Source organism: Streptomyces sp. NBC_01450, from assembly GCF_036227505.1.
Lineage (GTDB): Bacteria > Actinomycetota > Actinomycetes > Streptomycetales > Streptomycetaceae > Streptomyces.
The window spans coordinates 1,658,458-1,683,474 of sequence record NZ_CP109481.1 but is presented as its reverse complement, the minus strand read 5'-3'; the positions used below and the strand labels follow the sequence as shown (position 1 = coordinate 1,683,474).

Sequence of the window (25,017 nt, the reverse complement as noted above, 5' to 3'; positions counted from 1 at the left end):
GGTCGTTGCCTGTGGTGGTGGGGGAGTGGGGCCGGCGCCTTGCATGCGACCCCCCGCTGCCCCTGCCGGGGCTTTTTCGCTGTGTGGCATGGACCGCATCGAGGACCGTCTCACCGCCAGGCCGTCAGGGCCGCGTCATCCCGACGGCCGCCGCCTGCGGTTGATTCCCGGCGGCCGGCGGCACGCCGCGCACGGCATCCCTGCTTGCCCGCCGCGTCCTGGCCGCCCTGATACCGGAGACGTTCACAAGAAGCGGTGCCTCCATGTGGGTTACGGCGCTTTTGGTCTTCGGGAACTGGCAAAGGCTGCCTGGGTGCCGTGTGTTCTGGGGGCGGGGCCGCATCAAAACATCGATTTCCAGATGTTTTAAGAAGTCAATCACCATATGAGGCAGTTTGGGCGACCCAGTCGCACCGCATGTACCGGGTGCAAGGTACGACACGAAAAGGGGCACAAGCGTGGCTGACTGGAAGCAGATCTCTGGTGGTCTCACGACGATCTCGGTGGGGTCGCGGACTCATGTGTGGGGGGTGAACTCGTCGGGGCAGATCTACCGGTACACCGGTCACGACGCGAACCCGTGGATCGGTATCCCGGGCAAGGCGGTCGACATCGGTGTGGCCGCCGATGGGACGGTGTGGCACGATCTTCCGTTACACCGGGGACCAGGGCTCCACGGACTGGGTGGGCGTCGCCGGCGGCCTGACCCGCATCTCGGTGGGGTCGCGGACCCACGTGTGGGGCGTCAACTCCCTGGGGCAGATCTACCGGTACACCGGTCACGACGCGAACCCGTGGATCGGTATCCCGGGCAAGGCGGTCGACATCGGTGTGGCCGCTGACGGGACGGTGTGGCACGTCAACTCCGGGGGCGGGATCTTCCGTTACACCGGGGACCAGGGCTCCACGGACTGGGTGCCGGTCTCGGGCGGCCTGTCCCGTATCTCCGTCGGCTCCCGGACGAACGTCTGGGGCGTCAACTCCTCCGACCAGATCTACCGCTACACCGGCCACGACGCCAACCCCTGGACCGGCATCCCCGGCGGCGCGGTCGACGTCGGCGCCGCCGCCGACGGCACCGTCTGGGTCGTCAACTCCGGGGGCGGCATCTTCCGCTACACCGGAGACCAGCCGAGCTGACCCTCCTGAGCAAGGCCGTGCGGGGTCCCGGTCCGCAGCGACCGGGCCCCCGCACGGCCAGCGCGGTGACGGCGAACTTCGACTTCCTCATCGCAGAGAGGAACGCTGGGTCCTCCGGCCGGATCAGGACCTGGTGGAGCAGCAAGGCGGCCCGCCCACGAGTTCAGCGCCGCCTGACGTCCCAGCGGCGGCAGCGGCCGGGTGTCCGACGTACCGGGTGATGGTGCGACGCGCCGGTCAGGGGGCGAGCACCCTGTCGCAGTCGGCGGCGGGGGAGCGGCTGTCGACCCTGCCGGTCGTGCCGGCCTACGTGTGGGCGTGCGGCGGCGATGAGGCGGAGTGGGAGGCTCGGTGGGCGTGAGGCGGACGCAGAAGTGGTGGCCGAGCCGCGCGCCGAGGGTGAGGGCGCCGTGCGGCCTCACCGGGGACTGGCCCGCTTCGAACCACGCGACGCCGACTCTGTCGATGTATTCGTGGGCGCCCAGCTGCCGTGCGTACGCCTCCTTCTCGCCGAGCCGCCGACCCAACCGACCACCGGGGCCCGGCCTCGGCCGGTCCTGCCTTCGGGAGGTCACTGCGTCCGCTTACGGGTCTGCTTCACTTCCTGGTCTACGGCCCAGGCGTCGGCGACCGGGCCGAGGTGGCCGAGCTTGTCGGGGTTGATGACCGCGCGGATGGTCTGGATCTGCCCGTCGAGCAGGTCGAGGGCGAGGACGTGGAGGACCTTGTCGTCGCGGTCGCGGAAGAGCGCGCCCGGCTGGCCGTTGACCTCGCGCGGTTCGAACGTGATGTCGACCCTGGCCATCAGCGGGTAGACCGTGGCGAGCAGTCGGGCCACGCTCTCGGCGCCGACGACGGCCCTGGCCAGTTGCGGGGCCTTGCCGCCACCGTCCCCGATGAGCTGGACGTCGGCGGACAGCAGACTCTGCAGACCGTCCACGTTCCCCTGCGCCAGGGCCTCGAAGAACCGCCTCGCCAACTCCTGCCGCTCCTGGAGGTCCGCTTCGAACCGCGGCCGTCCCTCGTTCATATGGCGGCGCGCCCGCACGAGCAGCTGCCGGCACGCCGCCTCCGAGCGCCCCACCGCGCTGGCGATCTCGTCGAAGCCGAAGGCGAACACCTCCCGCAGCACGAACACCGACCGCTCCAGCGGGCTGAGCCGCTCCAGGAGCAGCAGCGCCGCCATCGACACCGAGTCGGCCAGCTCCGCCGCGCGAGCCGGGTCCTCGTACGGATCGTCCAGCAGCGGCTCGGGCAGCCACGTTCCGACGTATTCCTCCCGCCGCACCCGGGCGGAGCGCAGCACGTCGATCGCGATCCGGGTCACCGTGGCCGACAGGAACGCCTTGGCCGACACGGGCCGGGTGGTCGAGGCGTCGTAGCGGAGCCATGTCTCCTGCACCACGTCCTCCGCCTCGCCCACGCTGCCCAGGATCCGGTACGCGATCGAGAACAGCAGCGGCCGCAGCTCCTCGAACTCCTCGACCTTGCCCACGCCGTCTCCCCCTTGCGGTCTGCGTGCCTGGCCGGACCCGCGTCGGCGAGGCATCCTCAGAAGATCATCCGATGTGTGAGCGGAGCGGACAACGCTCGCACCGCGACCGCCCTGCCCGCCTTGATCACCGCACCCTGGCCCCGGCATGCCTGACCTGGGCCAGGGTGCGGTGGCGGTTCAGTGGAACTGGCCGACCTGGTAGTCGCCGGCCGGCTGCTGCGTGATGATGTTCAGCCGGTTCACCGTGTTCATGAACGAGACCAGCAGCACGAGGGCCGTGAGCTGCTCGCCGTCGTAGTGCTGGACGGCACGCGCCCACACCTCGTCGCTGACCCCGGTGGCCGCGTCCGCGACCCGGGTCCCCTGCTCCGCCAGCGCGAGCGCGGCGCGCTCGGCCTCAGTGAAGACCGTCGCTTCCCGCCAGGCCGCGATCAAGTTCAGCCGCACCGGGCTCTCGCCTTCCGCGGCGGCTTCCTTGGTGTGCATGTCGATGCAGACCGCGCAGCCGTTGATCTGGCTCACGCGCAGCGCCACCAGCTCCTGCGTCGTGGCTGGCAGCGGCGATTCCTTCAGCTCCCGGCCGACCGACATGAAGTACTTGAGGGCCTTGCCGGCGGTCGAGCCGACAGAGTAGTTCAGTCGCGCGTCCATCGTGTGCTCCTCCACATTCGTCGATGCCTTCACCCCCGAGACGAGTCGGCCCTCACGCCTGTGACACGGCGCGGTGTGACCCACGTCTCCCCGCTGTCTGGATTCGGGCGTGTCACAGGCCGAGTCGCTGCCTCGTCTCGGGTGCGGAAGTCCTCGATCAGGGAGTTGATGATGAACGTCGCACTGTGGATCATCGCCGGAGTGCTCGCCACGGTCTGCCTGGTGGGCAGCTCCAAGATGTTCGTGCCGCAGGAGAAGATGGCTGCGATGGGTTCCTCCGCGCAGTGGGTCCTGGACTTCACCCCCAGCGCCCTCAAGGCCATCGGCGCCGTCGAGTTGCTGCCTGCGGCCGGCCTGATTCTGCCTGCGGTGCTCGACATCGCGCCGGTGCTGGTGCCGCTGGCAGCCACCGGACTCGTTCTGCTGTTCGCCTGCGCGGTCACTATGCGTCTGCGCCGTGGCGAGAGGGCCACGATCGTCGGCGACCTGATCTACCTCGCCCTGGCCGCCTTCGTCGCATGGGGCCGTTTCGGCCCCGAGTCCTTCACCGGCTGACCACCGGCGCAGATACATCGGTGCTTGTGCCCTTCACCTGGACCAGGACTCGGGTGGAGTCGCGTTTCGCGAGGAGGCCGGCGAACCGGAAGTTCGTCACCAGCCCCCTGTTGAGGTTGATCATGCTGGGAGGGGATCGACCGTCCGGCGGTGGTGTGGGAAGTTCGGGCAGGCATACGCTGACAGACTGCGCCGCCGTCCACGGCCCGGCGACAAGTGGCATGCGGACGAGGTGTTCATCAAGATCAACGGGGTGCAGAAGTACCTGTGGCGGGCGGTCGGCCAGGACGAAATGGCGCTGGACATCCTCGTACGGAACCGCCGGGACAAGGCCGCGGCCAGACGGTTCTTCCGTCACGACCAGGCCCGGCCTGCTGACGTGCACCTCGTTGATCGGGTCCATGTACGCCACTACGCCCGGGCACCCCGGGAGGTTCCGCCGCTGCGGTGTCTTCACCCGACCGAGTGCGGGCGATCAGGGGCTGGCACCGGACCAGTCCCAACGGCTCCGGTCGTACATCGCCCAGCCGTCGGTCCCGAACCGCCCGAGCTCTCCACACCGTGCGCTCTCACTCCGCGGACTCGACGGGGTGCTGGGCGACGGGATGCTGCGCCGTCATGCGTCGGCAGTGCGCCCGCGCCTCGTCAAGCCCTTCGTGCTCACCGAGGTCGGCGCCGTCCCCGCCGTCCAGGAGCAGATCCCCTACGGCAACGAGGGCGGACCAGTAGACGGAGGGGTCGCCGGTGGCCCTGACCTGGTTTCCCTTGGCCAGGGAGAGGTAGGCCCGGGCCAACTCTCCGGTCCGAAGCCACCGGTGCAGACTGTTGCCGAGCCCGCTGCGGATACCGCCCATGGCACCTGCCGCTCTGCCGAGCAGGTCACGGATCTCCTGCTCGCGCGCGTCGAGCTGCCGGTCGACGACGAAGACGTGAGACAGGTCTAGGAAGAGGGCGAGCTCCTCTTCCTCCTCCGGTCCGAGATCGGCGAAGAGGGGCTCCGCGTCGCGCACCCGCCTCTCCGCCTCTTCGCGCGCGATGCCCAGGCCGAGGCAGGTCGCCACCGCGGCGGCCCGGGGACCACCGCCCTGCCGCACCAGCTCCTTGAACACGCTCGCTTCCGACGACAACTCCACCCCGTACCCTCCTCGGCTCTCTCCCGTGAACGTCTCCATACCGGATCGCGTTTCCGACGTCGGCAGATGTCCATCTACTCCTGGTGCCTCTCAGCCCCTCTCGGCCAGGCAGCCGAGCCGGCGGATTCCCCTGCCCTGCGGCGTGGATCCTGGCGAGGAGTGTCAAGACGTCGGCGCGTCCAACCGTCCGGTCAGAAGCGGTTGTTCAGCCAGTCATCGCCTCGGTGATTCTGCCGGACGGTCTGCGCAGCGACCCGGGGTTGACGGCGGCGTAGGAGGTGCAGGCGTTCAAAGCAGTGGTCAAGGCCCAGCTGCTGCCCCGGGTCCACGTGGCGTCGTCCACGCCGAGCGCGGCCCGGAAGGCCGGGCGGCCTCCACTGCCTTGCTCGCGACGGCGGCAGCACCGTAAACCCCGCGCCGCTCAAGCCGGGCGGTCAGTCGCTTCTCGCCTGTCCAGGCCGCCGCCCCCTGGCCCTGCTGATCACCCCGGGCCAGAGGAGCGACGCCCCGCAACTCATCGCCGTCATGGAACGTATCCGCGTCGGCCGCCTCGGTGGCAGGCGTCCCCGCACCCGACCGGACCATCAATGCACTGAAAAACTTCCGGGCCGTGGCCACGAGTTACGTCAAGCGCGCGTACGACTTCCACCGGACCGTCACCGTTGCCGCGATCTGACGGTGGCTCAAGATGTGATCGGACGGGCGGAATTCAGAGCCACCGCTGTGCCGCCTCGACGCTGTCCCCGCCACTGGTGTTGAACGCAACGGCGGCCTGGGGCGCATGGCGACGGATCAGGTTCACGATCTGCTCGAAGAGCGGAAGCAGTTGCTCGGTCTTGCGGATCCCGGCTCCAACGACCACGACATCCCACGGGTGCTCGGTCAGCGACGCGACGAGGGTGGACTCGGCCGATCCATCGAACACGACCAGCGTCATGGCCGCGTCGATGCCGTGCTCGCCAAACCGGGCCAGCTCCGCATCAAGAGCCGCGCGAAGAGCCTCCCTGTCGACGCCGGGTATCGCCAGCGGGTCGTAACCAACAACAAGTGCAGAAGACATGAGGGCAACCTACCGGGCCCTGCCTGAGCATGATCCGCCAGACAGGTCCTAGTCGGCCCAAGTCGGCCCTAGGTGATTGATTCCAAGGGATCGCCTGCGCGCGTGTCTTCGACGCTGAAGCCAGTCGTTGCGTCGTTCAACCCAGTCGACTGGCGGTTCAGGTAATGAGGCGAGGGGCGGCAACGGTCACAGAGGCAGCTGATCGTTGCCAGGCTCCTTCCGGCGCACGGCCGTGCTCGGCCGCCCCGGCATCAACGGGTCTCAAGCATCGAGTACGGCGGCGACGGCCTCGATCTCGACAAGCTGGTCCTTGTAGCCGAGCACGGTGACGCCCATCAAAGTGCTGGGGACGTCGTGATCGCCAAACGAGTCCCGGACCACTTCCCAGGCAGCCACCAGGTCCGCCCGCAGGGTCGACGCGACGAGGACCCTTGTACTGACGACGTCCTGGAGTGATGCGCCGGAGGCTGTGAGAGCAGTCTGCATGTTCTCGATGGCTTTCGCTGCCTGGCCCGCGTAATCCCCGATCGCTGCCGTGGAGCCGTCATCGTTCAGCGGACACGCCCCAGCGAGGAAGATCAGGCGTGACTCGGCGGGCGCCGTGGCCGCGTAGGCGTACTCGGCGACGTCGGAGAGGGAGGCGGAGCGGATCAAGGTGACGGCACGAGCCACGGTCGGCGGATCCTTTCACGGCGGACATGGAACATGGAACTCAGACATCCTGCCAACGCCCTGGTCGCTCCCGCCTCCCCTTTTCTTCGCCAACCCACCACGCAATGACTGCCAGCGGGGGCCGGCCGTGAGGCGAGGCGAGGCGAGGCGAGGCGAGGCGAGAGAGCCCACCCAAAGTCGTGCTGTGACACCAGACTTGGACTCCCTCGCCACCGCTCTGTATGCATGGACCGATGACCTGTTGAAGCAGTCGCCGCAGCTGGCTCCCTACCGGCCGGAGATTGGAATCGAGCCCCAGCTCAGCGATGCGGAGCTGGTCACGCTTTCGGTGATGCAGGCCTTACTCGGCTTCACCTCCGAGCGCAGGGGGATCAGGTATGCCCGTTCCCACCTGCGGCATCTGTTCCCGTACCTGCCCCAGCCTCAGCCTCCAACTGGCCCCGTTCCGTGGACGGTTGGTGAAGATCAGGCGATGTGGGACGGCTCCGCAGGGCGAGTTCATTTGGGACCACGGGATTGACACCGCCGGTGGCTGTGCGGGGCGGGTGCGGTCGTTCCCCGAGGAATGGCAACGCCGATTAGGCTGCCCTGACAGGTTGAGGCGGACCGACGGGGGACCACGTGGATGTCACTGAGCGCGAGCTGACCGACCCGTGCGAAGGCGTACTGGTCGCTCCCGCCCGCGGCGGTGACATCGGTGTCCTGGTCCTGGCGGGATCCAGCGGGCGCGTCGAACGGGAGAGGGCACGCATCCTTGCCCAGCACGGCATGACGGCCGCGTCGATCCGCTGGTTCGGCGGGCCGGGGCAGTCCCCGGGGATCTGCGAGATCCCCCTGGAGACCTTCACCGACGCCGTCGACTTCCTCCGGTTGAACGGGGCACGACGCATCGGCATTCTGGGCACTTCCAAGGGGGCTGAGGCCGCGCTGCTCACCGCAGTGCACGATCCGCGCGTGGATGTTGTCGTCGCGATGTCGCCCACGTCCCGGGTCTGGTGCAACGTCGGACCCGGGCGCGACGGAGCCCACCGCCCTTATCGATCGTCCTGGACGTGGCGAGAGCAGGCGGTGCCTTTCGTCCCGCTGGACGATTCCTGGACTCCCGCAGAGGCGGACGGTGGGCCGGTCGCCATCCGCGGGTGGTACGAACTCAGCGAGCGGACGTTTGCTGATCTGCTCCCTTTGGCGGAGATCCCCGTGGACACGGCGCGGGCCGATCTGCTGCTGGTCGCAGGCGGCGACGATGCGATGTGGCCGTCTCTTCCCTTCGCCGAACAACTGGCACGACGACGGCGCTCAGTCGGGGCCACGGTGCGTCTGATCACCCGCCAAGATGCCGGCCACCGCCCACGATTTCCCGGCGAGAGCCCGGCGTCGGCATCCCCAGGCTTCCAGTACGGAGGCACGCCCGAAGCTGACGCACTCTTGGGGACAGTCGCCTGGCCCCACGTCCTCGACGCGCTCCGCAGCGGGAGCTGACTCTCCCTCCGGTTGATCACGCCCGAAGCTCGGAGAGGCTCTCTTACTGCGTCCCGTTGGTCTTGTTTGCCCTGGTCCGGGCCAAGTGGTAACACGCTGTTGTCTTTCCGTGCTTGAGGGCTGCGTTTCTGCTGGTCAGGGATAGGGGCTGCGGTTTCGTGGGAGTGGTCGGCTGTCGTGTCGCTGCTTCTGTGGGGGCGGAGAGGCCGTCGGTCGTGGGGCTGTTGGAACAGCGCGAGCTCGCCGGTCGCCGCCGCGTGGATGAGTTGCCGGAGGAAGTCGACCGCATTCAGGCCGAGTTGGTTGTGGCCGAGGAGGAATGGGAGGAGTGGGCGGTCGCCCGCTCGCGGGTCGGCGAGGTCCTGGCTCTCACGGTCGGGACCGGGCAGGACCACGCTCCGGCCGTGCCGACACCTTCCGAGGCGACGACCGTAAAGCCGAAGTCGCAGGTGCCCATGTGGAGTGAGGGGCTGGTCTTCTCGGCGCTGTGGGTGGACTACCAGCGCATCCTCAAGGCCCTAACGGACCGCCACCGCCTCGGACAAGGACCCTTGACCTGCCAGGAGATGGCCGACTTGTTCGGCCTGGACGCGGTGCCGGCGAGGGTGGAGGCACTGCGGTCCAAAGCGAAGCGCCTGATCTTGTGCGGCCGGCTGGCCGAAGCGGCGCCGGGCCGGTCCACCCTCGCTTCGGGCGTGAGCGGGTCAGGCGGCGGCTCATGAGCGGAACTCGGGCCAGTGCAGGCGCTGGCGGGTCAGTTTCCGGGTGAGGGTTCCCCGGTCGGCTGGACCCGCGGCAGGGGTGAACACCCCGCGCTCGCGGACCAGTCAGCCGCGGGCCCGCAGCGCATACGCACGATGGCGCACCCTCTCCACCTAGTTCAACCGCGTCGCGTCCCGGCCCAGCACCCGGGTCAGCTCCTGCGCGGAGATCGGCTCCGACGCCACCAGCACCGCTTCGAACACCTGCCGGTAGACCCCGGCCAGCGCCCCAACGCCCATCCCGGCCCGCCAGATCGGCTGGCGCGGGTCATAGCCCTCCCGCAGCACCGGAGGCGCCGGTGCGGGAGCCGACCCACCGTCCGGCACCACCAAGACAGCCGCGTCCTGCACGCACTGCTCGGCCTCCCGCAGCACCTCCAGCCAGGACTCCAGCTCCTCCCAGGCCCGCGCCTCACGGACCTCCAGCAACGCGATCACCGACGGCAACGGCCACCTCCCGCATCGAACCAACCACCCCCTGGCAGCCCGCCGCCGGCCACCCCGACACCGCCACCACCCGAAAGCCGCTGGTCATCGAGCTACAGAACGGTTCACCACCACGCTCCGACACAAGGGAAGATCGACTGTCACGGGACAAGTGCGGCGCGGACGTGGTTCCAGTCGCGCTGGGTCTCGATGTCCTGTGCCACTGATTGAGCGTGTGTCATCGAAATCTGAGTGGCCTGTGTCACTCGTGGTCGCCGAGGGGCGGTCACGAGTGCCCCAGGTCGACGACCAGATCGCATCGGGAATCGGCGGCGCTCTGTCACATCGCCAGGTGCCGGAGTGCCAAGGGCTCATTCAGCCCACATCCCGAGCCGCTCGGCCAGGAAGGCGATGATCTCGTTCCGGGCCTGCATGGTGGGGTGACCGTCCTGGTCGACGAGGTGTGCCGTGACGACGCTGTGGGCGCAACCGACGACGTCACGGAAGAAGGGCGGAGGGTTCGTGTTCGCCGTCTCGGCTTTGAGTACGCGGCCGTCGAATGCGTCCCCGAGCAGCGCTCGGTAAGCCGCGAACCGCTGACCAGTGCACCACCTGTCGTTGTCGAAGCGGTAGGCGAGAACCTTCAATCCCTCTCGCGCTACGCGTTCAGCCACGGCAGCAGCGTCTTCGTCGCTGATCTCCAGACCGCCGGGATCGTCCAGCGGAAGCGACGGATGGTTGACCACTGGTGCGATGACAGCCGGTTCGAGCGCCATGGTCAAGGCGAAGTTGCCGGTAAAACACAGACCGACGGCGCCGACGCCAGGCCCGCCACGCTCGGCGTGCGCCAGGCGGACGAGGCCGCGCAGCCATGTGACGACGGGGCTGGTGCCGCCACCGGCGAAGGCTCGGAACTCGGCGCTGACGCAGGCGCGTCGAACGACGGTCTCGCGTGCCTCTTCGCGGATCGGTTCGCCCGCCGGTACGCCGACGTGCGCCTCCGCCCGGAGAGCTTGGTCGTGACCGACCGGGGGGTGACGACCACAGCGGCCTTCAGTGCCATGTACGACTTCGCCCTGCAGTTCATCCGCGAGCACGACGGCCCCCGCGTCGCCCGTAGCACCGCGCGTATCGCGCTTGTTGATGATGCGCGTTCCACGCAGGCTCCCTATGTCGACCCGGGGCTCATACCCACTGTGGGCAGGGAGTTCTCGCTCAGCGTCAAGCGGTGGCTCGACCAGAACCTCAGTGCTCGCTATGACCTGCCCACCCTCGCCCAGGAGTTCCACGTAAGCACGAGAACCATGCTCCGCCGCTTCGGCGACGAAGCCGGCGAGACGCCACTCGCGTACCTGCTGACGGTCCGGGTGCGTCGAGCCAGACACCTGCTGGAGACGACCGACAGGACCGTCGCGAGCATCGCCGCCGACGTCGGGTACGGCGACCCTGGGGCGTTCAGCGGCATCTTTGCCAGACATACGGGCCAGCGGCCGAGGGAGTACCGCGCGATATTCCATCGTCGCTGCGACCACCACGGGACAACCCGACGAACGGAGACTTGAGACCCGCCCGCGACGGCAACAGGCCCCCTCAAAGCCGGGCCAGAGCGCAGGCCTCCGCGAGCCCACAACCCCTACCCCTGGCACACCAGCACCCCGGCTGGTCAAACTTCCCTACGTTGTCTGCGGGACCGGTTGAGACGGGCCGCCGCATGGACCTGGTCGCCGACCGCACCCGCACCGTCAACCGGCTCCGCGCCCAACTCACCGGCATCTTCCCCGGCCTGGAGCGCGCACTCGACCTCACCAACACCGGCCCGCTCATCTTGCTGACCGGTTGCCAAACGCCGGCTGCCCTCCGCCGGATCGGCCGCAAGAGACGCGAAGGCGGGGCTTGCCGCGTCCTCGGCGTGCCTGCTGTGTGCTGCCGGCTCATGGCCCTCGTACTCAGGAGGTGAGCGCGAGGGCGTCCAGCACGGCGACGACCTCCCGGCGGGCGGTCTCGTCCAGCCCTCGCAAAGGACGCGGCAGGTTCGGTTCTCCCGTCAGGCCGAGGTGGGAGGCGGCGGCGGACATGACGCGCAGGCCGCCGTAGCGGCGGAACAGGGCCCACAGCGATTCGAGTCCTTCGGACAGGTCCGCCGCTGGGCCGGCGTGGCCGGCCTGGGCAGCACGGGTGAGGGCGAGGGCGGTCCGCGGGAAGGTGCCGCCGATGACCGAGTACCAGGCGTCGCACCCGGCGTTCAGGCCGCGCGCAGCCGTCCAGTCGCCGCTCACCCCGATGGTGACAGTGTCGGGGATCAGCGCGCGCAGCGCGTCGATACGGAGCTCGGCCTCTCGCGGGTCGTCGGGCACGCCGGGGATCTTTATCGAGCCGACGTTCGGCAACTGCGCGATGCGGCCGTGCAGTTCGTCGGTGAAGTGCACGTGCGTCGTGCGAGGGTTGTCGTACACGCACAGCGGCACGGAAAGCTCACGCGTGACGTCCTCGTACAGGCCGAACACCTCTTCCTCGGTGAGCGGCTGGTACGTCATCGGGGCGAGCAGCACTCCGGAGGCGCCCGCCTTCTGAGCGTCCTCGGCCAACTCCTGCACGTGCGAGGTACGCAGCGCGCCGATACTGATGATGACGGGCACTCCGTCGGCGGCCTCAACCGCGATCTTCGCGGCGCGGGCGCGCTGCTCTCGGGTGAGGTAGGCGTAGCCGCCGGTGGAGCCGAGCGCGCCGATGGAGTCCACGCCGGCGGCGGCGAGGCGGGCGACGAGCGCTGCGTACGCCGCTTCGTCGATGCCCTGCTCGCTGGTGGGTGTGAGGGGGAAGGCGCTCAGGCCGCGGAACATGATGGCTCCTTGAGTGGGTGGGAAATTCGTGATGGTCAGTTGGCCGCCGAGCGCAGTTCCGCGACGACCGCGGCGAGTTCGGCGGCGAAGGCCTCGGCCTGCGGCTCGGTGATGGTGGAGGCGGTGACCCGGATCGCGCCCTGGTGAGCGGCCGGATCCGGCGCGAAGAGGTGACCTGGCCGCACCGCCCAGCCCCGCTGTGCCAGGGCCGCGACCGCGGCCCGTCCGTCAACATCGAGTTCGACCCATACGTTCAGCCCGTCGGGCCGGTGCGGGACTTCGATGCCGTGGGCGTGCAGCCGCTCGACGAGCAGGCCGCTGCGCCGTGCGTAGACCTCGCGGGCCCGTTCATGGAGTTCGTGGACGCGGGGATCGAGCAGGAGTTCACGGGTGATGTGTTGGAGCAGGCGGCTGACCCATGTCGTGCCGGCGCTCAACCGCGCTTCCAAGCGCGCGGTGGTCTCGGCATCGGCGGCGACGAGGGCGAGACGCAGATCCGGTCCGAGGAACTTGGACACGGACCGCACCAACGCCCAGCGTGAACTGCTCGGTGGTGTGACCCGGTGGTACGGCCGCGCGGAGACCGCCGAGAAGTGGTCGTCCTCGATCACGAGAACCTGGGGGTGCTCCGCGAGGATCGCCCGCAGGTCGGCTGCCCGTTCCTCGGTGAGACTCGCACCGGTCGGGTTGTGGGCACGGGGCGTGCAGACGACCACGCGGGCGCCGGCCGCCAGCGCGGCCCGCAGAGCGTCGGGGCGCAGGCCGGCGCCGTCGACCCCGACGGGTGCCGTGCGGTAGCCGTTCAGTCGCAGGGTGCCGATGCTCGCCAGGAAGCAGGGGTCCTCGATCGCCACCAGATCCCCGCGGGTGAGGTGAGCATTCAAAAGCCGCTCGGTGGCATCCACCGCTCCATGCGTCACCAGCGTGCGGAACGAATGATCGATGTCCTCGGCGAAGTTGGCACAGGCCCATGCGTCCAGCCCGGCGTCGATGGCGGGCACGCCGTACAGCGGCTGGCTGTAGTCTCCGCGCTGGGCGGCAGCCAGGATGTCGGGCAACAGCCTCGGGTCGGGGTTGCCACTGGCCAGGTCGATGCAGTCGCCACCGCCACCGACGCCTTCGCGCGCGAGCTGCGGTACCGCCGCGACCACCGTGCCGCCGCGGCCTCGCGTCTCGGCCACTCCCGCCTCGACAAGCCGCCGGTACGCAAGGGCAACCGTATTCCGGTTGACCCCCAGCTCAGCCGCGAGCGCGCGCACCGGGGGCAGACTCGACTGCGGCGCCAGCTCGCCCGAAGCGACCTGGTCTCGCACACTCCCCGCGATCTCGGCAGCGGTGGTGCCCCTGATGCGCACGCGTGATCAGCTCCGCCGGCCGGGTCACCCTCACCCGAGCTGGGCACGATCGGCAGGCCGATGGAGAGATGGCCCACATAGATGCCCTCGTCGGCGAGATCGACGTGCAGGCCACGGGCCCAGGACCGCAGCCCGGCCAGCGCGATGCCGGAGTTGCTCATCCCCGGGATGGTGCGGATGGCAGTGGTACCCGTGGTGAACAGCAGAGCACCGTCGCGGGCCTCGCGCATCCCCGGCAGGACGGCGGCGGCCGCCGTGAGGGCACCGCCGACGAGCATGTCGAACATCGGACGCACGGACTCCGGCGTGGTCTCTGCGGCGGCCGTGAACCCCAGCGCCTTCAGGTCGGGCACCTGCCCGGCCACGTTGGGGAAGGTGGGGGCCGGGCTGTAGGAGAGGACGCCGATCCGCCCCAGTTCTTCGGCGGCCACCTCCAGAGCGCCGGTCAGGGTCTTCGCATCGGTGACGTCGGCGGGGTAGGCGCGGGCGATGGTCCCTTCAGCGGCCAGGTCGTCGGCAAGGCCGCGCAGCTTCTCGGCATTGCGGGAAATCAGGGCGACGGGGTGCCCGGCGCTGCCGAAGCGGCGGGCGATCGCACGGCCCAGGCCGGGACCGGCACCAACGACGGCGACCATGGGCTTTGTGGACTTCATGGACGGAGACATGCTGCTCTACCTCGATGCTTACGATGAGTACGTAGCCCCACCGTAGGGATGTACCGAGGACCTCACAAAAGGCACTTGAATGTTCGCAGAGCACACCACTGATCCTGTTGATCCTGACGCCGCCGCGTCCGTTCCGCACCCGTGCGAGACCTGGCCCGACAACGGTCGCGGATTCCGCGACACCCTCGACCGGATCGGTGACAAATGGTCCGTCCTCGTCATCGGCATCCTCAGCCAGGGCCCCTTGCGGTTCGGCACCCTGCACCATCGGGTCCCCGGCGTCTCCCAGCGCATGCTCACGCTCACCCTGCGCCACCTGGAACGCGACGGCATCGTCACGCGCACCGCCTACGCCGAGGTACCCCCGCGCGTCGAGTACGAGTTGACCGCTCTCGGCGAGAGCCTGCGCGGGGTGGTCCACGCGCTCGCCCAGTGGGTCACCGACCACCACGGCGAGATCGAGACCGCGCGCCACGATTACGACATGCACTGACGGCCCTGGTGCTGCGGAACCTCGAAGGCGCAGACACGGCTGGAGCTGTTCAGGTGGCTGTCGTACTACAACCGGCGCCGCCGCCAATCACCTGTGTTGCCACGCTCGATGTCCCCCGCCAGGTCGTGGACTACCTCGCCCGTCAGCTGGCCGTACACCGCCGCCGGATCGGCACTCCGCGCGGCTCGCGGGCGCTCGGGCCGTTCCGGCAGGCCGTGCTGCCGGTGCTTCGGGGTAGCGGGCCAGTGCTCTCTCCTTGGTGCCCCCTGGGGGCGGCACGAATCGGGCGGGGCTTCCGGGCCCCGCCCGATTCGTCCCCGGCGGCTGGAAGGGGCCGGGGTGTCAGAGTGTCAGGGGCGGCGTCCGCCGTGGTAGGCGCTCAGGGGGACGCGGCCGAGGATGGCGTCGAGTTCGCCGTTGCGGCCGTCGGCCCAGCTGACGTAGGCGTACTTCTTGTCGAGGGTGATGGTCGACCAGCGGTCTCCGGGCGGGCCGTTGACGCCGGCGGGTTCGGTGGTCCTGTTGACCTGGAGGCGGTCGCTGAAGGTGCGGCCGTGGTCGAAGGAGACCACCGAGTAGACGTTGAGCTCGGTGGTGCGCCACATGACGCCGAGCTGTCCGTCGGGGCCGAAGTCGAACCAGGGTCGCTGTGCGTCGGGTGCGGCGATGGTGGCGGGGCCGGTCCAGGACTTGCCGGCGTCGTCGGTGACGTACACCTCCAGGTTCGAGTCGCGGGGGACCATGACGGCGAACCGGCCCTTGTGGGTGGGGTCGGCGGACACCCAGGGGACGGGGTCGGCGGCGGCGCCCAGGGCCGGCACCGGTACGAGGGAGCCGGTGCCGTTGAGGACGGGGGTGCCGTCGCTGTCGGTGACCGGGAGGGTCCGCCAGCTCCTGCCGTCGTTGCGGGTGGTGTAGAAGGTGACCTTGCCGTCGTCGCCCTGGCTCGCGGAGGCCAGGATCCCTCCGTGGACGGCGATCTCACGGCCGGGGTAGCCGCAGGACGGGGGCAGGTCGGGGGTGATCACGACACAGGGCTGAGGACCGGGGATCGTCGACGGGTCCGACCATGTCTCGCCCTTGTCGCTGCTGACCGAGATGGCGCTGGGGTACTCGAAGGCCGTGTGGGAGGCGACCGCGTACACCTTGCCGGTCGCCTGGTCGACACGGAGCTTGGGTGCACCGCCCAGGACCAGCGGTGTCCGCACCGGGCCTGTCCACGTCCGTCCGCCGTCGACGGACTTGGAGACCACGTTGTGGTTGGTGTACGTCGTGTAGCGGTCGGGGCCGATCTGGTTGTTGGAGATGTAGAAGACCCCGTCGGCGTCGGTCGTGACTTCCGGTTCGCCGCACTGGGGGCGGTCGCCCATCGGCCAGGACGACTGGTTCCAGGTCTTGCCCCGGTCGAAGGAGAAGGCCACGAAGCACGCGCCGACGGGCTCGAGGCCGGGACTGTCGGGGAAGACGGTCGAGGTGAAGACCAGGTTGTTCGGGTTCTTGGGGTTGACTGCGAGGACCGACTGTCCCTCCCGGGTGTCGGGGAGGTTGGTGACGTCGGTCTCCAGGATCTTTTCGTTCGCCGGGTGATGCGCGGGGGTGGAGTCCGTCTCGGCGAGGGCGGCGGGGGCGCCGGCCAGCAGGATGAGCGCGGACAGTGTGGCGGCGGTTCTCGCTCTCGTTAAGGCGGTGAGCGGCATGCTGGGCAGTCCTCTCGGATGTTGCGGCGGGTGAAGGCCCGGTCCCCGGCGGCGCCTTCGGTGAGGGGCGAGCCGGTACCTGATCTGTGGCGCACGCAGTCGCTGCGTCGGCCGGGCGGTGAAGCCCTCAGAGAGTGGCAGCCCGTCCAAGGGCACGGCGTCGGACGGGTGCAGGCCCGCGTGTACTGCCTGAGTACGACGGGCGCTACTGCGCATGGACGAGAACGGCCCGTCGGCCCGGCCCGCGGACGTGCACACCGGTCGGGCTGGTGTTTTTTTGTCCTGTGGCCGGCTGGTGGCCCACGTGGGCGGTCGAGCGACGGCGTTCTCCCGCGCCCCGGCGCGGGTGGCGGCTCGTGGGCCCGTCCGGCCTCCTCGAAGAAAGCCCGGTGGCGGGTCCACTTCTCGCAGCGGACTGGCATGCAGCCCACTCGCCCCCGGTGGCTACCGCCTGTCCGGCGGTACTGCCGATTCAGTAGGTGGGGTCGGCGATCTCAGTAGGAGCTGTCGGCGTCGGCACGACGACGGCCGGGGCTCCGGCTTCGCAGGATGGGTGAGTTCCCGATCTGATGTGGAGATCCGCTCCGTGGCTGTTTTTCTCTACCGCATGGGCCGTACGGCCTTCCGGCGGCGCTGGTACGTCGCCCTGCTCTGGGTGGTGCTGCTCGGTGCCCTCGGTTTCGCCTCGACCCAGGCGGCCTCGCCTCCCGAAGACACCGGCTCCATGCCGGGAATCGAGTCACAGCGCGCCTACGACCTGCTGCAGAAGCGGTTCCCGGGCGCCTCGCAGAGCCCGAACCAGGCGACGGCGCGCATCGTCTTCGTCGCACCGAGCGGGGAGAAGCTGACCTCCTCCACCAACCGGGCGGTCATCGAGAAGCTGGTCGGCGAGGCAGCCGAGAGCAGCCAGGTCCAGGCCGCCGTGGACCCCTTCCGCGCCGGCACGGTGAACAAGGCCGCCTCCACGGCGTATGCGACGGTCACCTACAAGGCCGCGTCCAAAGACCTCACCGACGCCACCAAGAACAACCTCCAGAAGGCTGTCGACGAAGCCCGGCACGCCGGGCTGACCGTGGACGTGGGCGGGCCGGTCCTCGCCGACGACGCTGCCGCCGGCGGGTCCGGTGAGCTGATCGGCATCGTCATCGCGGCCATCGTCCTGCTGGTGACCTTCGGTTCCCTCGCCGCGGCCGGGCTGCCGCTGCTGACCGCCGTACTCGGGGTGGGCATCAGCACCGTGTCGATCATGGCGCTCGGCTCGACGCTCGGGCTGTCGACCACGAGCAGCAGCCTCGCCTCCATGCTGGGCCTGGCCGTCGGCATCGACTACGCCCTGTTCGTCGTCTCCCGCTACCGCGAGGAACGCGGCCACGGGTACAGCCCGCAGGAGGCCGCCGGCCGCGCCGTGGGCACCGCCGGCTCAGCGGTGGTCTTCGCCGGCCTGACCGTCGTCATCGCCCTGGCCGGACTGTCCGTGGTCGGCGTGCCGACGCTCACCAAGATGGGCCTGTCCGCCGCCGGAGCCGTCGTCGTCGCCGTCCTGATCGCCCTCACCCTCGTACCCGCCCTGCTGGGCATCCTGCCGAACGCGGTCCTGCCCCGCCGTATCCGCAAGGGCCGCGACACCGGTGCCCGTACCGGGGACAACGCGGGTACCCGGTGGGCACGGTTCGTGCGGCGCCGGCCGGTGCCGGTGCTGCTCGCCTCGGTCATCGGCCTGGGAATCGTGGCGCTGCCGGTCCTCGACCTGCAACTCGGCATGCCCGGCGACGAGTCCAAGTCCACCGCGACCACCGAACGACGGGCCTACGACGAACTCGCCGACGGCTTCGGCCCCGGCTTCAACGGCCCCTTCACCGTCGTGGTGGACGCCAAGGGCGCGAAGTACCCCAAGAGCGCCGCGACGAGCGTGGCCAAGACGATCTCCGCGACGAAGGGCGTCGTCTCCGTCACCGCGCCCGTCTTCAACCCTGCGGGCAACACCGCGATCTTCACGGCCACCGCCTCCACCGCACCCACCGACGAGAAGACCAAGGACCTGGTCCGCGCCATCCGCGCCGAACGGCCGGAGGCGACAGCCGAGTCCGGCGCGACCTTCCTCGTCTCGGGCACCACGGCGATCAACATCGACGTCGCCGACAAGATGCAGAGCGCCCTGGTGCCCTATCTGGCGGTCGTGGTCGGGCTGGCCTTCCTCCTGCTGCTGGTCATCTTCCGGTCCGTGCTGGTGCCGCTCAAGGCCGCCTTCGGGTTCCTGCTGTCCGTGCTGTCCGCGCTCGGCGCGGTGGTGGCGGTCTTCCAATGGGGCTGGCTCGCCGACCTGATCGGCCTGCAGCAGACCGGCCCGGTGATGAGCACCATGCCGATCATGATGGTGGGCATCGTCTTCGGCCTGGCCATGGACTACGAGGTGTTCCTCGTCTCCCGGATGCGCGAGGCCTACACCCACGGCGAGCGCCCCGCCGAGGCCATCGTCACCGGCTTCCGGCACAGCTCCCGGGTCGTGGTCGCCGCCGCACTCATCATGATCGCCGTGTTCTCCGGCTTCGTCGGCGCCGGCCTCGCCCTGATCAAGATGATCGGATTCAGCCTGGCCGTCGCCGTCCTCTTCGACGCCCTCGTCGTGCGGATGGCGCTGGTCCCCGCGGTCATGGCCCTGCTGGGCGAGCGGGCCTGGTGGCTTCCGGCCCGGCTCGCCCGGTGGCTGCCCCGCGTCGACATCGAGGGCGAGTCCCTGAGCCGTACGCCCGCCGCCGAGGCGGAACCCGCACCGGTCGCGGAAGCGGCACACCGTTGATCCAGGCTCTACGAGGCCGGGGCGGCCTCCGGCATGGCGGCCGCCCCGCCTCACCGATCACGGTCATTTGGCAGGATGGCTCCACGTCCAACTCGCCGGAGCAAGCGTCGATGACCACCCGCTGGCAGCACTTTTCCCGCCGACACCACCGTCTCCTCGACACGGTGCTCGTCGTGGTGCTGTTCGTCCTGTCCGGGCCGGTGGCGTACTACAGCAGCAAGTCCTACGCCGACGGTCTCAGCTGGTGGTCCTCCCTGCCGCTCGCAGCGGTGGCCTCCGTCGCCGTGCTGTGGCGGCGCCGTCACCCGTACGGGGTCGTACTCGTCACCGCCGTGTGCGCCGGTGCCGCCGGCGGGGTGGGCTATCTCCTCACCCCGATGCTCCTGGCCCCTGTCCTGGTCGCCTTGTACGGGATCGCCGCCCGTGGCGCGCCCCGGACGGTCTACCGCTTCTGCCTCCCGGTGACGGCGATGATCGTGCTGTCCACCGTCTTCGGTGACCGCGCCGGCCGCCCCTGGCCGCTGGCCACCGTCAATCCCGTCCTGTGCCTGCTGCTGCCGGTGGCCCTGGGATCCGCCGCCCGCCTGCGCAACGCCTACCTCGAAGCGGTAGAGACCCGTGCCGCATACGCCGAACGGACCCGCGAGGAAGAGGCCAGGCACCGGGTGGCGGAAGAACGGGTCCGCATCGCCCGTGAACTCCACGACGTCGTCGCCCACCACCTCGCCCTGGCCAACGCCCAGGCCGGCACCCTCACCTTCCTCGCCCGGACCAGCCCCCAGAAGGTCGCCCCCATGGTGAACCAGCTCGCCGCCACCACCTCCTCGGCGCTGCGCGAACTCAAGGCCACCGTCGGCCTGCTGCGCCAGCCCGACGACCCCGACTTCCTGGAGCCGGCCCCCGGCCTGGCCCAACTCCCGCACCTGATCGAGTCGTTCACATCGACCGGCCTCGATGTCCAGGTCGTCACCGAGGGCAAGGCGCAGCAGCTCTCACCCGGTGTGGATCTCAGCGCGTACCGCATCGTGCAGGAGGCCCTCACCAACATCACCAAGCACGCCCCCGGCGGCACCGCACACGTCCGGCTCGGCTACGGGCACGAACGGCTGACGATCACGGTCGCCAACACGCCCGGACGGCACTCCGCCGCACCCTCCCGCACCCCCGATGGCGACGGCTTCGGACTCATCGGCATGCGTGAGCGCGCGCACTCGGCCGGAGGCAGCTTCACCGCCGGACGTCAGTCGGACGGGGGCTTCACCGTCACCGCCGACCTGCCCATCCTGCCCTGACCCGGCCACCCCATCCGCGAACCCGGCCACCCCATCCGCGAAGACAGGCCCGATGACAATCCGCATCCTCCTCGCCGACGACCAGCAGCTCCTGCGCATGACCTTCCGCATCCTCATCGGCGAGGTCCCCGACATGGAGGTCGTCGGCGAGGCGGCCGACGGCGCCGAAGCGGTCGCGCTCACCCGCCGCCATCACCCCGACATCGTCCTGATGGACATCCGCATGCCGGGCACCGACGGACTCGCCGCCACCACCGAGATCTGCGCCGACCCCGCCCTGGCCACCACCCGCATCCTCATCCTGACCACGTTCGAGACCGACGAGTACGTGGCCCAGGCCCTGCGCGCGGGTGCCAGCGGCTTCCTCGGCAAGGACGTCTCCGCCCAGGCCCTCGTCGACGGAATCCGCACCGTGGCCGGCGGCGAAGCACTCCTGTCACCGAAAGCCACCCAGACCCTGATCACCCGATTCCTCACCACTCCGGTCCCCGTCGCGGTCCCACCGCCCGAACTCGCGGCCCTGACCGGCCGGGAGCGTGAAGTCATGATCGAGGCAGCGCAGGGCAAGTCCAACGCCGAGATCGCGAGCGAGCTCTTCCTCAGCCCCCTGACCGTACGCACCCACATCCACCGCGCCATGACCAAACTCAACGCCCGCGACCGCGCCCAACTCGTCGTCATCGCCTACCAGAGCGGACTGGTCCGGCCCTGACCGACGCCGGCCCTCACGGAGGTCCGCGGGCCGGAGCACCCCGGCTACCCGGCTTCCTCCTTCTCGTGGTCCGCGATGGCGTCCTCGATGCCCCGGTCCACGGCGGTCGCGTTGCCCCAGCCCGTGTAGTACGCGAGTTGCAGGACCCCTTCGCGCAGTTCGTCGCGGGTCAGTTCGCCGTTGCGCAGCGCGCCGAGGGCCTGGATGCGGACGAGGTCCGCCCGCCCCAGCGCGGCGGTCGCGCCGATCACCAGCAGCCTGCGGTCCCGGACCGGGAGACCCGGCCGGGACCAGACGTCGCCGAAGAGATGCTCCACCGTCTCCCGGTGGTACGGCTGGCCGCGCTCGACCGGGTAGTACGTGGCGGAGAAGCCCTCCCCGTACACGTCGTCCATGACTTCCCTGCCACGGCTCCAGCGGTCATCCTCGTCCGTCGCCATCCGATCTCACCTTCGCTCCCCGGGCCCCGGGCCTGCTCCGGAGGGCCGACGCCCCGGAAGCTAGCCGACGGACGACACGGCATCCCAGTCCGTGTCCCGCTCACAGGGACAGCCGATCCGGCCACCGGCCCGGGCCGACTAACGTCGCCCTCCACCACGGGCGAAGGAGGACGACGTTGCCGGCACGGTCGCATGCAGCACAGAGGGACACCGTCACCGCGGGCGTGATCGGGCTGGGGATGATCGGCGGTGGCGTGGCACGGAACATCGCCGCCGCGGGCCTGCCCCTGACTGTCTACGACATCCGTCCCGACGCCGCCGACGGGCTCGACGGCGTGGCCGCGCCCCTCGGCTCCCCCGCCGACGTCGCGCGTGCCAGTGACGTCGTGCTGATCTCGGTCGTCGACGCCGGGCAGGTCCGGGAGGTCCTGGACGGCGAGGGCGGACTGCTCGGCGCCGGCAAGCCCGGACTCGTCGTGCTGTTGCTGTCCACGGTGGCGCTCTCGGCCGTACGGGAGTTCGCCGCGCTGTGCGCCGGGCAGGGGGCGACGCTGCTGGACGCCGGGGTGACGCAGGCGGGCGACGGGCTGCTCGTCTCCATGGTCGGCGGGCCCACCGACGTCGTCGAACGGGTACGGCCCGTGCTGGACGCCTTCTCCAAGGCCGTCGTGCACTGCGGCCCGGTCGGCTCCGGCATGGTCACCAAGATCGCCCGCAATGTCGTGACGTACGCGAGCTGGGCGGTGGTACGCGAGGCGACGGGCATGGCCGTCCGGGCCGGTGTCGATCCCGAGCGGCTGATCGAGGTGCTGGACAAGGCCGAAACGGGTGGCACCTCCCCGCTGTTCCTGCTCCGGGACCATCTCGACACGCAGGGCGTCATCCGGCGCCAGGCGGCCTACATCGAGGCGCTCGCGCAGAAGGACCTGTCCGCGGCCCAGGAGTTGGGGCGGGAGATCGGCCTCGCCACCCCGGTCGTGGACACGGTACGGCCCTGGATGTCCGCCGTGCTCGAAGGAAAGTACGAAGGCACCGCCACGGGGAGCACACACCGCAAGACCGGGGGCCACGACTCATGAGGAGCGTGGCCTGCCGCCTTCTTGCGCTCCGGATGACCAGGCCGCCCCCGCCGCGACGAGCTCTACCACCGGCCAGTGAGCAGAGTTCCGTCGGGCGTATCGGCGTGGACGGAAGGGCCGGGCCAAGGTGCCCGGTCCGGGGGCGAAGAATCCTGGCCAGAGGCACGCGGGCGTCGTCCCTGCACATGCGAGTGAAAGACACTAGGTGAACCGCCTCCGCTTGAGACATCGGGCTCTGCCTTAAGAAGGGTGTGCTGCGCTATCAGGGCGTGGATGCGCGGCGGCCGGGGGAGGTGCGGCGGGTGCGGACCATCTCCCGGCCGGGCGTCGACGCCGGTCCGCGGCTCTGGGGCTGGCCGCGGAGCTCGGGGCCCGGCTGCGGTCGTGTGAGCAGGCGGCGCGCTTGGTCACCGTGGTGGTGCGGATGGCCGACCGGACGGACCTGTCGAAGGCTCGTACGCTGGGTGCTCCTTCAGGCCATACGGACGATCTTCGCCGCGCCGTGTATGGCGTCCTGGACGGCTTCGGCCTGCAACGTGCCCGGACACGGCGTCTCACTCTGGTCGCGGAGCCCGTGGACGGAGGGCGGGCGCACACCCAGCTGACGCTAGTGCCGCGGCAGGCAACGTTCGCCCCGTCGCGACGCCCGGCACGCACTCTCGCCGCACCAGCCGAAAGCCCAAGTACGTCCAGTACGAGGACTTCCGGCCGGCACGCCGAGAGCACGCACCGGACGCCGCTCCTTGACGGGCAAACGTTGCCTGCCGCGGCACTAGACGGCGCCCGCGAGGCACGGCTACGCGTTGAGCCGGTCATCGACCGGCTCAACGACCGTTACGTGCCGGGGACGGTGGGACCTGCCGCAGCCCTCGCCGGGTGAGCCGACTCCACCCATGGGGCGGCGGCACGCGTGGGTAATTCGGCAGGCCGTGGTTCGCCCCGTCAGCGTGGCTCTGCCGGCCAGCCGAGGGCTTGGAAGTTGGCGATGGGGTCGAGGTAGTCGCGCCAGTGCGTCACCTGGCGGTCCTTGATGGTGATCACGGAGACGAAGTGGTTGTCGTAGGCGCGTTGAGTGTGGACCGACTGCCCGTGGACGGCGTACTCCAGGACGACCACGGACTTGCCGGTGTCGTGGTGGACTGCCAGCTCGTCCGCGCCGGCCAGGACCATCGCGTCGCCGTACCCGCGGTACAGGTCGGCGACCGCGTGCCGTCCCTCGACTCGGCGAGGGTAGCCGGGGACGGAGACCACGTACTCGACCACGACGTCCTCGGCCAGGAGGTCGAAGAAGTGCGTCCCGTCGACCAGGCCCGCCAGGCCCTCCTGGATGATCCGGAAGAACGGGTCCAGGGCCGCGAAATCCTCAAGGTTCTCGATGGACATGGTCACACGGCCGCCGTTGCAGTCCAGGCGTGGGCGTTGCGCCGCGCGAACTCGCGGAAGGTGGTCGGCTTCTGGCCGGTGACCTTCTCGATGTCGTCGTTGGGCGTGGAGCCGTGGCCGGTGATGATGGTGCCGGTCAGCCACCGGAGCATCACCGCGTAGTCGGCGGGCACGATTCCGGCGGCGACGGCGCCGCCGATCCATGCCTCGGGGTCGAGGTCCTGATGCGTGACGGGCTGTCCGGTCACGGCGGTGATGATGTCGGCGACTTCAGCGACCGTGAGGGCCTGTGGACCGGTGGGTGCGTACAAGGCGCCGTCGTGGACCTCGGGGACGAGCAGGGTCTCGGCCGCGACGGCGGCGATGTCGGCCGCGTCCACGAAGGCTTCCGTGCCGCTGCCGGTGGGGACCGTGATCGCCTCGTTGATGACGGGCAGGTGGGCGGCGGCGAAGTTCTGCATCACCCAGGCCGGGCGCACGACGGAGTGGGTGATGGCTGCCCGGGCGGTCAGGTCGGCTTCGACGGCCTTGATGTCGATCTGCGGCGGTACGTCGTCGGCGCCGTAGGTGCTCAGGTAGGTGACGTGGCGTACGCCGGCGGCTTCGGCGAGGTCGAGGAAGGCCGCGACCTGGTCGGCGTACGAGACCCGCATGACGGGCGTGACGAGGTAGAGGCTGTCGACGCCGCGCAGGGCGTCGGCGTGGGTGGCCGGGTCGTCCCAGTCGAACGGCACGTCGGCGCCGTGACGGGCCGCGGTGCGGGCGTTCCGGCCGCGCTCGAGGAGCCTCTTCGCCAGGAGTGAGCCGGTGCGGCCGGTGCCGCCGAGAACGAGGGTGGTCTGCTGTGCTTCAGTCATGGCTTCATCCTGAGAGAGGCCATAGGAGCGGATCA

General features: G+C 69.9%; 24 protein-coding genes and 6 pseudogenes. 15 read left to right on the top strand and 15 right to left on the bottom strand.

The genetic code is table 11. From position 1 onward, the window contains the following. Positions 1-124: 124 nt before the first annotated feature. Positions 125-385, bottom strand: a complete 261-nt coding sequence (locus OG568_RS56475) for a hypothetical protein (protein WP_329537762.1) — start codon at positions 383-385, stop codon at positions 125-127. Between the two features lie 73 nt (positions 386-458). Here OG568_RS56475 and OG568_RS56470 point away from each other — a divergent pair. After that, positions 459-1,140, top strand: a pseudogene (locus OG568_RS56470) (tectonin domain-containing protein). Between the two features lie 571 nt (positions 1,141-1,711). Here the strand turns inward: OG568_RS56470 and OG568_RS56465 are convergent. Continuing rightward, positions 1,712-2,635 carry an RNA polymerase sigma-70 factor gene (locus tag OG568_RS56465; protein ID WP_329537761.1) on the bottom strand — a complete coding sequence of 308 codons (924 nt, stop codon included), beginning with the start codon at positions 2,633-2,635 and terminating at the stop codon, positions 1,712-1,714. Positions 2,636-2,812: 177 nt separating this feature from the next. Beyond that, on the bottom strand, positions 2,813-3,286 hold the full coding sequence (locus OG568_RS56460; protein WP_329537760.1) for a carboxymuconolactone decarboxylase family protein: 474 nt from the start codon (positions 3,284-3,286) through the stop codon (positions 2,813-2,815). A gap of 171 nt (positions 3,287-3,457) precedes the next feature. On the opposite strand from OG568_RS56460, the gene OG568_RS56455 reads away from it, so the two are divergent. Further along, positions 3,458-3,841 (top strand): DoxX family protein, encoded by a 384-nt coding sequence (locus tag OG568_RS56455; protein ID WP_329537759.1) that lies wholly within the window; start codon positions 3,458-3,460, stop codon positions 3,839-3,841. Between the two features lie 139 nt (positions 3,842-3,980). Further along, a pseudogene (locus OG568_RS56450) lies at positions 3,981-4,283 on the top strand (DDE-type integrase/transposase/recombinase); the annotation flags it as partial. Positions 4,284-4,410: 127 nt separating this feature from the next. Here the strand turns inward: OG568_RS56450 and OG568_RS56445 are convergent. After that, a complete protein-coding gene (locus tag OG568_RS56445; RefSeq protein WP_329537758.1) occupies positions 4,411-4,974 on the bottom strand; it encodes a hypothetical protein in 564 nt (187 codons plus the stop codon). Between the two features lie 456 nt (positions 4,975-5,430). Here OG568_RS56445 and OG568_RS56435 point away from each other — a divergent pair. Further along, a pseudogene (locus OG568_RS56435) lies at positions 5,431-5,650 on the top strand (hypothetical protein); the annotation flags it as partial. Positions 5,651-5,683: 33 nt separating this feature from the next. Here the strand turns inward: OG568_RS56435 and OG568_RS56430 are convergent. Next, positions 5,684-6,034 (bottom strand): hypothetical protein, encoded by a 351-nt coding sequence (locus OG568_RS56430; RefSeq protein WP_329537757.1) that lies wholly within the window; start codon positions 6,032-6,034, stop codon positions 5,684-5,686. Between the two features lie 261 nt (positions 6,035-6,295). Continuing rightward, positions 6,296-6,706 carry a RidA family protein gene (locus OG568_RS56425; RefSeq protein ID WP_329537756.1) on the bottom strand — a complete coding sequence of 137 codons (411 nt, stop codon included), beginning with the start codon at positions 6,704-6,706 and terminating at the stop codon, positions 6,296-6,298. A 184-nt stretch (positions 6,707-6,890) separates the two neighbouring features. Here OG568_RS56425 and OG568_RS56420 point away from each other — a divergent pair. The 3 genes and pseudogenes from OG568_RS56420 to OG568_RS56410 form a co-directional block, all read left to right on the top strand. Continuing rightward, positions 6,891-7,127 (top strand): annotated as a pseudogene (locus tag OG568_RS56420) (IS982 family transposase); the annotation flags it as partial. A gap of 200 nt (positions 7,128-7,327) precedes the next feature. Beyond that, positions 7,328-8,185, top strand: a complete 858-nt coding sequence (locus OG568_RS56415) for an acyl-CoA thioester hydrolase/BAAT C-terminal domain-containing protein (RefSeq protein ID WP_329537755.1) — start codon at positions 7,328-7,330, stop codon at positions 8,183-8,185. Positions 8,186-8,400: 215 nt separating this feature from the next. Beyond that, positions 8,401-8,907 carry a hypothetical protein gene (locus OG568_RS56410; RefSeq protein WP_329537754.1) on the top strand — a complete coding sequence of 169 codons (507 nt, stop codon included), beginning with the start codon at positions 8,401-8,403 and terminating at the stop codon, positions 8,905-8,907. A 153-nt stretch (positions 8,908-9,060) separates the two neighbouring features. Here the strand turns inward: OG568_RS56410 and OG568_RS56405 are convergent, their stop codons facing one another. Beyond that, positions 9,061-9,393 (bottom strand): hypothetical protein, encoded by a 333-nt coding sequence (locus OG568_RS56405; RefSeq protein WP_329537753.1) that lies wholly within the window; start codon positions 9,391-9,393, stop codon positions 9,061-9,063. A 350-nt stretch (positions 9,394-9,743) separates the two neighbouring features. Further along, on the bottom strand, positions 9,744-10,469 hold the full coding sequence (locus tag OG568_RS56400; RefSeq protein WP_329537752.1) for a dienelactone hydrolase: 726 nt from the start codon (positions 10,467-10,469) through the stop codon (positions 9,744-9,746). Between OG568_RS56400 and OG568_RS56395 the strand changes: the two genes are divergently transcribed. Further along, on the top strand, positions 10,434-10,934 hold the full coding sequence (locus tag OG568_RS56395; RefSeq protein ID WP_329537751.1) for a helix-turn-helix domain-containing protein: 501 nt from the start codon (positions 10,434-10,436) through the stop codon (positions 10,932-10,934). The two genes, OG568_RS56400 and OG568_RS56395, sit on opposite strands and share 36 nt — an antisense overlap. A 137-nt stretch (positions 10,935-11,071) precedes the next feature. Then, positions 11,072-11,251 (top strand): annotated as a pseudogene (locus tag OG568_RS56390) (IS110 family transposase); the annotation flags it as partial. Positions 11,252-11,318: 67 nt separating this feature from the next. Here the strand turns inward: OG568_RS56390 and OG568_RS56385 are convergent. The 3 genes and pseudogenes from OG568_RS56385 to OG568_RS61990 all read right to left on the bottom strand — a co-directional run. Beyond that, entirely contained in the window at positions 11,319-12,212 is an 894-nt protein-coding gene (locus OG568_RS56385) for a dihydrodipicolinate synthase family protein (protein ID WP_329537750.1), read from the bottom strand. 35 nt (positions 12,213-12,247) lie between these two features. After that, entirely contained in the window at positions 12,248-13,567 is a 1,320-nt protein-coding gene (locus tag OG568_RS56380; RefSeq protein WP_329537749.1) for an aminotransferase class I/II-fold pyridoxal phosphate-dependent enzyme, read from the bottom strand. A gap of 122 nt (positions 13,568-13,689) precedes the next feature. Further along, positions 13,690-14,202, bottom strand: a pseudogene (locus OG568_RS61990) (SDR family NAD(P)-dependent oxidoreductase); the annotation flags it as partial. Between the two features lie 109 nt (positions 14,203-14,311). Between OG568_RS61990 and OG568_RS56370 the strand changes: the two are divergent. Continuing rightward, positions 14,312-14,725: a winged helix-turn-helix transcriptional regulator gene (locus OG568_RS56370; protein WP_329537747.1), complete on the top strand. Its 414-nt coding sequence runs from the start codon at positions 14,312-14,314 to the stop codon at positions 14,723-14,725. Positions 14,726-15,075: 350 nt separating this feature from the next. Here OG568_RS56370 and OG568_RS56365 read toward each other — a convergent pair whose 3' ends face one another. After that, positions 15,076-16,422, bottom strand: coding sequence for a sialidase family protein (locus OG568_RS56365; RefSeq protein WP_329537746.1), 1,347 nt, complete (start codon positions 16,420-16,422; stop codon positions 15,076-15,078). Positions 16,423-17,008: 586 nt separating this feature from the next. Between OG568_RS56365 and OG568_RS56360 the strand changes: the two genes are divergently transcribed. The 3 genes from OG568_RS56360 (at position 17,009) to OG568_RS56350 (ending at position 21,223) form a co-directional block, all read left to right on the top strand. Next, positions 17,009-19,219: an MMPL family transporter gene (locus OG568_RS56360; protein ID WP_329537745.1), complete on the top strand. Its 2,211-nt coding sequence runs from the start codon at positions 17,009-17,011 to the stop codon at positions 19,217-19,219. 110 nt (positions 19,220-19,329) lie between these two features. After that, the gene (locus tag OG568_RS56355; RefSeq protein ID WP_329537744.1) at positions 19,330-20,511 is read left to right on the top strand and encodes a sensor histidine kinase; all 1,182 of its coding nucleotides are present in this window, start codon (positions 19,330-19,332) and stop codon (positions 20,509-20,511) included. A 52-nt stretch (positions 20,512-20,563) separates the two neighbouring features. Beyond that, positions 20,564-21,223 (top strand): response regulator transcription factor, encoded by a 660-nt coding sequence (locus OG568_RS56350; protein ID WP_329537743.1) that lies wholly within the window; start codon positions 20,564-20,566, stop codon positions 21,221-21,223. Positions 21,224-21,267: 44 nt separating this feature from the next. Here the strand turns inward: OG568_RS56350 and OG568_RS56345 are convergent, their stop codons facing one another. Next, on the bottom strand, positions 21,268-21,663 hold the full coding sequence (locus tag OG568_RS56345; RefSeq protein ID WP_329537742.1) for a carboxymuconolactone decarboxylase family protein: 396 nt from the start codon (positions 21,661-21,663) through the stop codon (positions 21,268-21,270). Positions 21,664-21,839: 176 nt separating this feature from the next. Between OG568_RS56345 and OG568_RS56340 the strand changes: the two genes are divergently transcribed. Both OG568_RS56340 and OG568_RS61985 read left to right on the top strand, forming a co-directional pair. After that, positions 21,840-22,742 carry an NAD(P)-dependent oxidoreductase gene (locus tag OG568_RS56340; RefSeq protein ID WP_329537741.1) on the top strand — a complete coding sequence of 301 codons (903 nt, stop codon included), beginning with the start codon at positions 21,840-21,842 and terminating at the stop codon, positions 22,740-22,742. 346 nt (positions 22,743-23,088) lie between these two features. After that, positions 23,089-23,622 carry a DinB/UmuC family translesion DNA polymerase gene (locus tag OG568_RS61985; RefSeq protein WP_443077985.1) on the top strand — a complete coding sequence of 178 codons (534 nt, stop codon included), beginning with the start codon at positions 23,089-23,091 and terminating at the stop codon, positions 23,620-23,622. A 62-nt stretch (positions 23,623-23,684) separates the two neighbouring features. Here the strand turns inward: OG568_RS61985 and OG568_RS56335 are convergent, their stop codons facing one another. Both OG568_RS56335 and OG568_RS56330 read right to left on the bottom strand, forming a co-directional pair. Continuing rightward, entirely contained in the window at positions 23,685-24,125 is a 441-nt protein-coding gene (locus OG568_RS56335) for a nuclear transport factor 2 family protein (protein WP_329537740.1), read from the bottom strand. A 2-nt stretch (positions 24,126-24,127) separates the two neighbouring features. Further along, the gene (locus tag OG568_RS56330; protein WP_329537739.1) at positions 24,128-24,982 is read right to left on the bottom strand and encodes an NmrA family NAD(P)-binding protein; all 855 of its coding nucleotides are present in this window, start codon (positions 24,980-24,982) and stop codon (positions 24,128-24,130) included. Positions 24,983-25,017 lie beyond the last annotated feature (35 nt).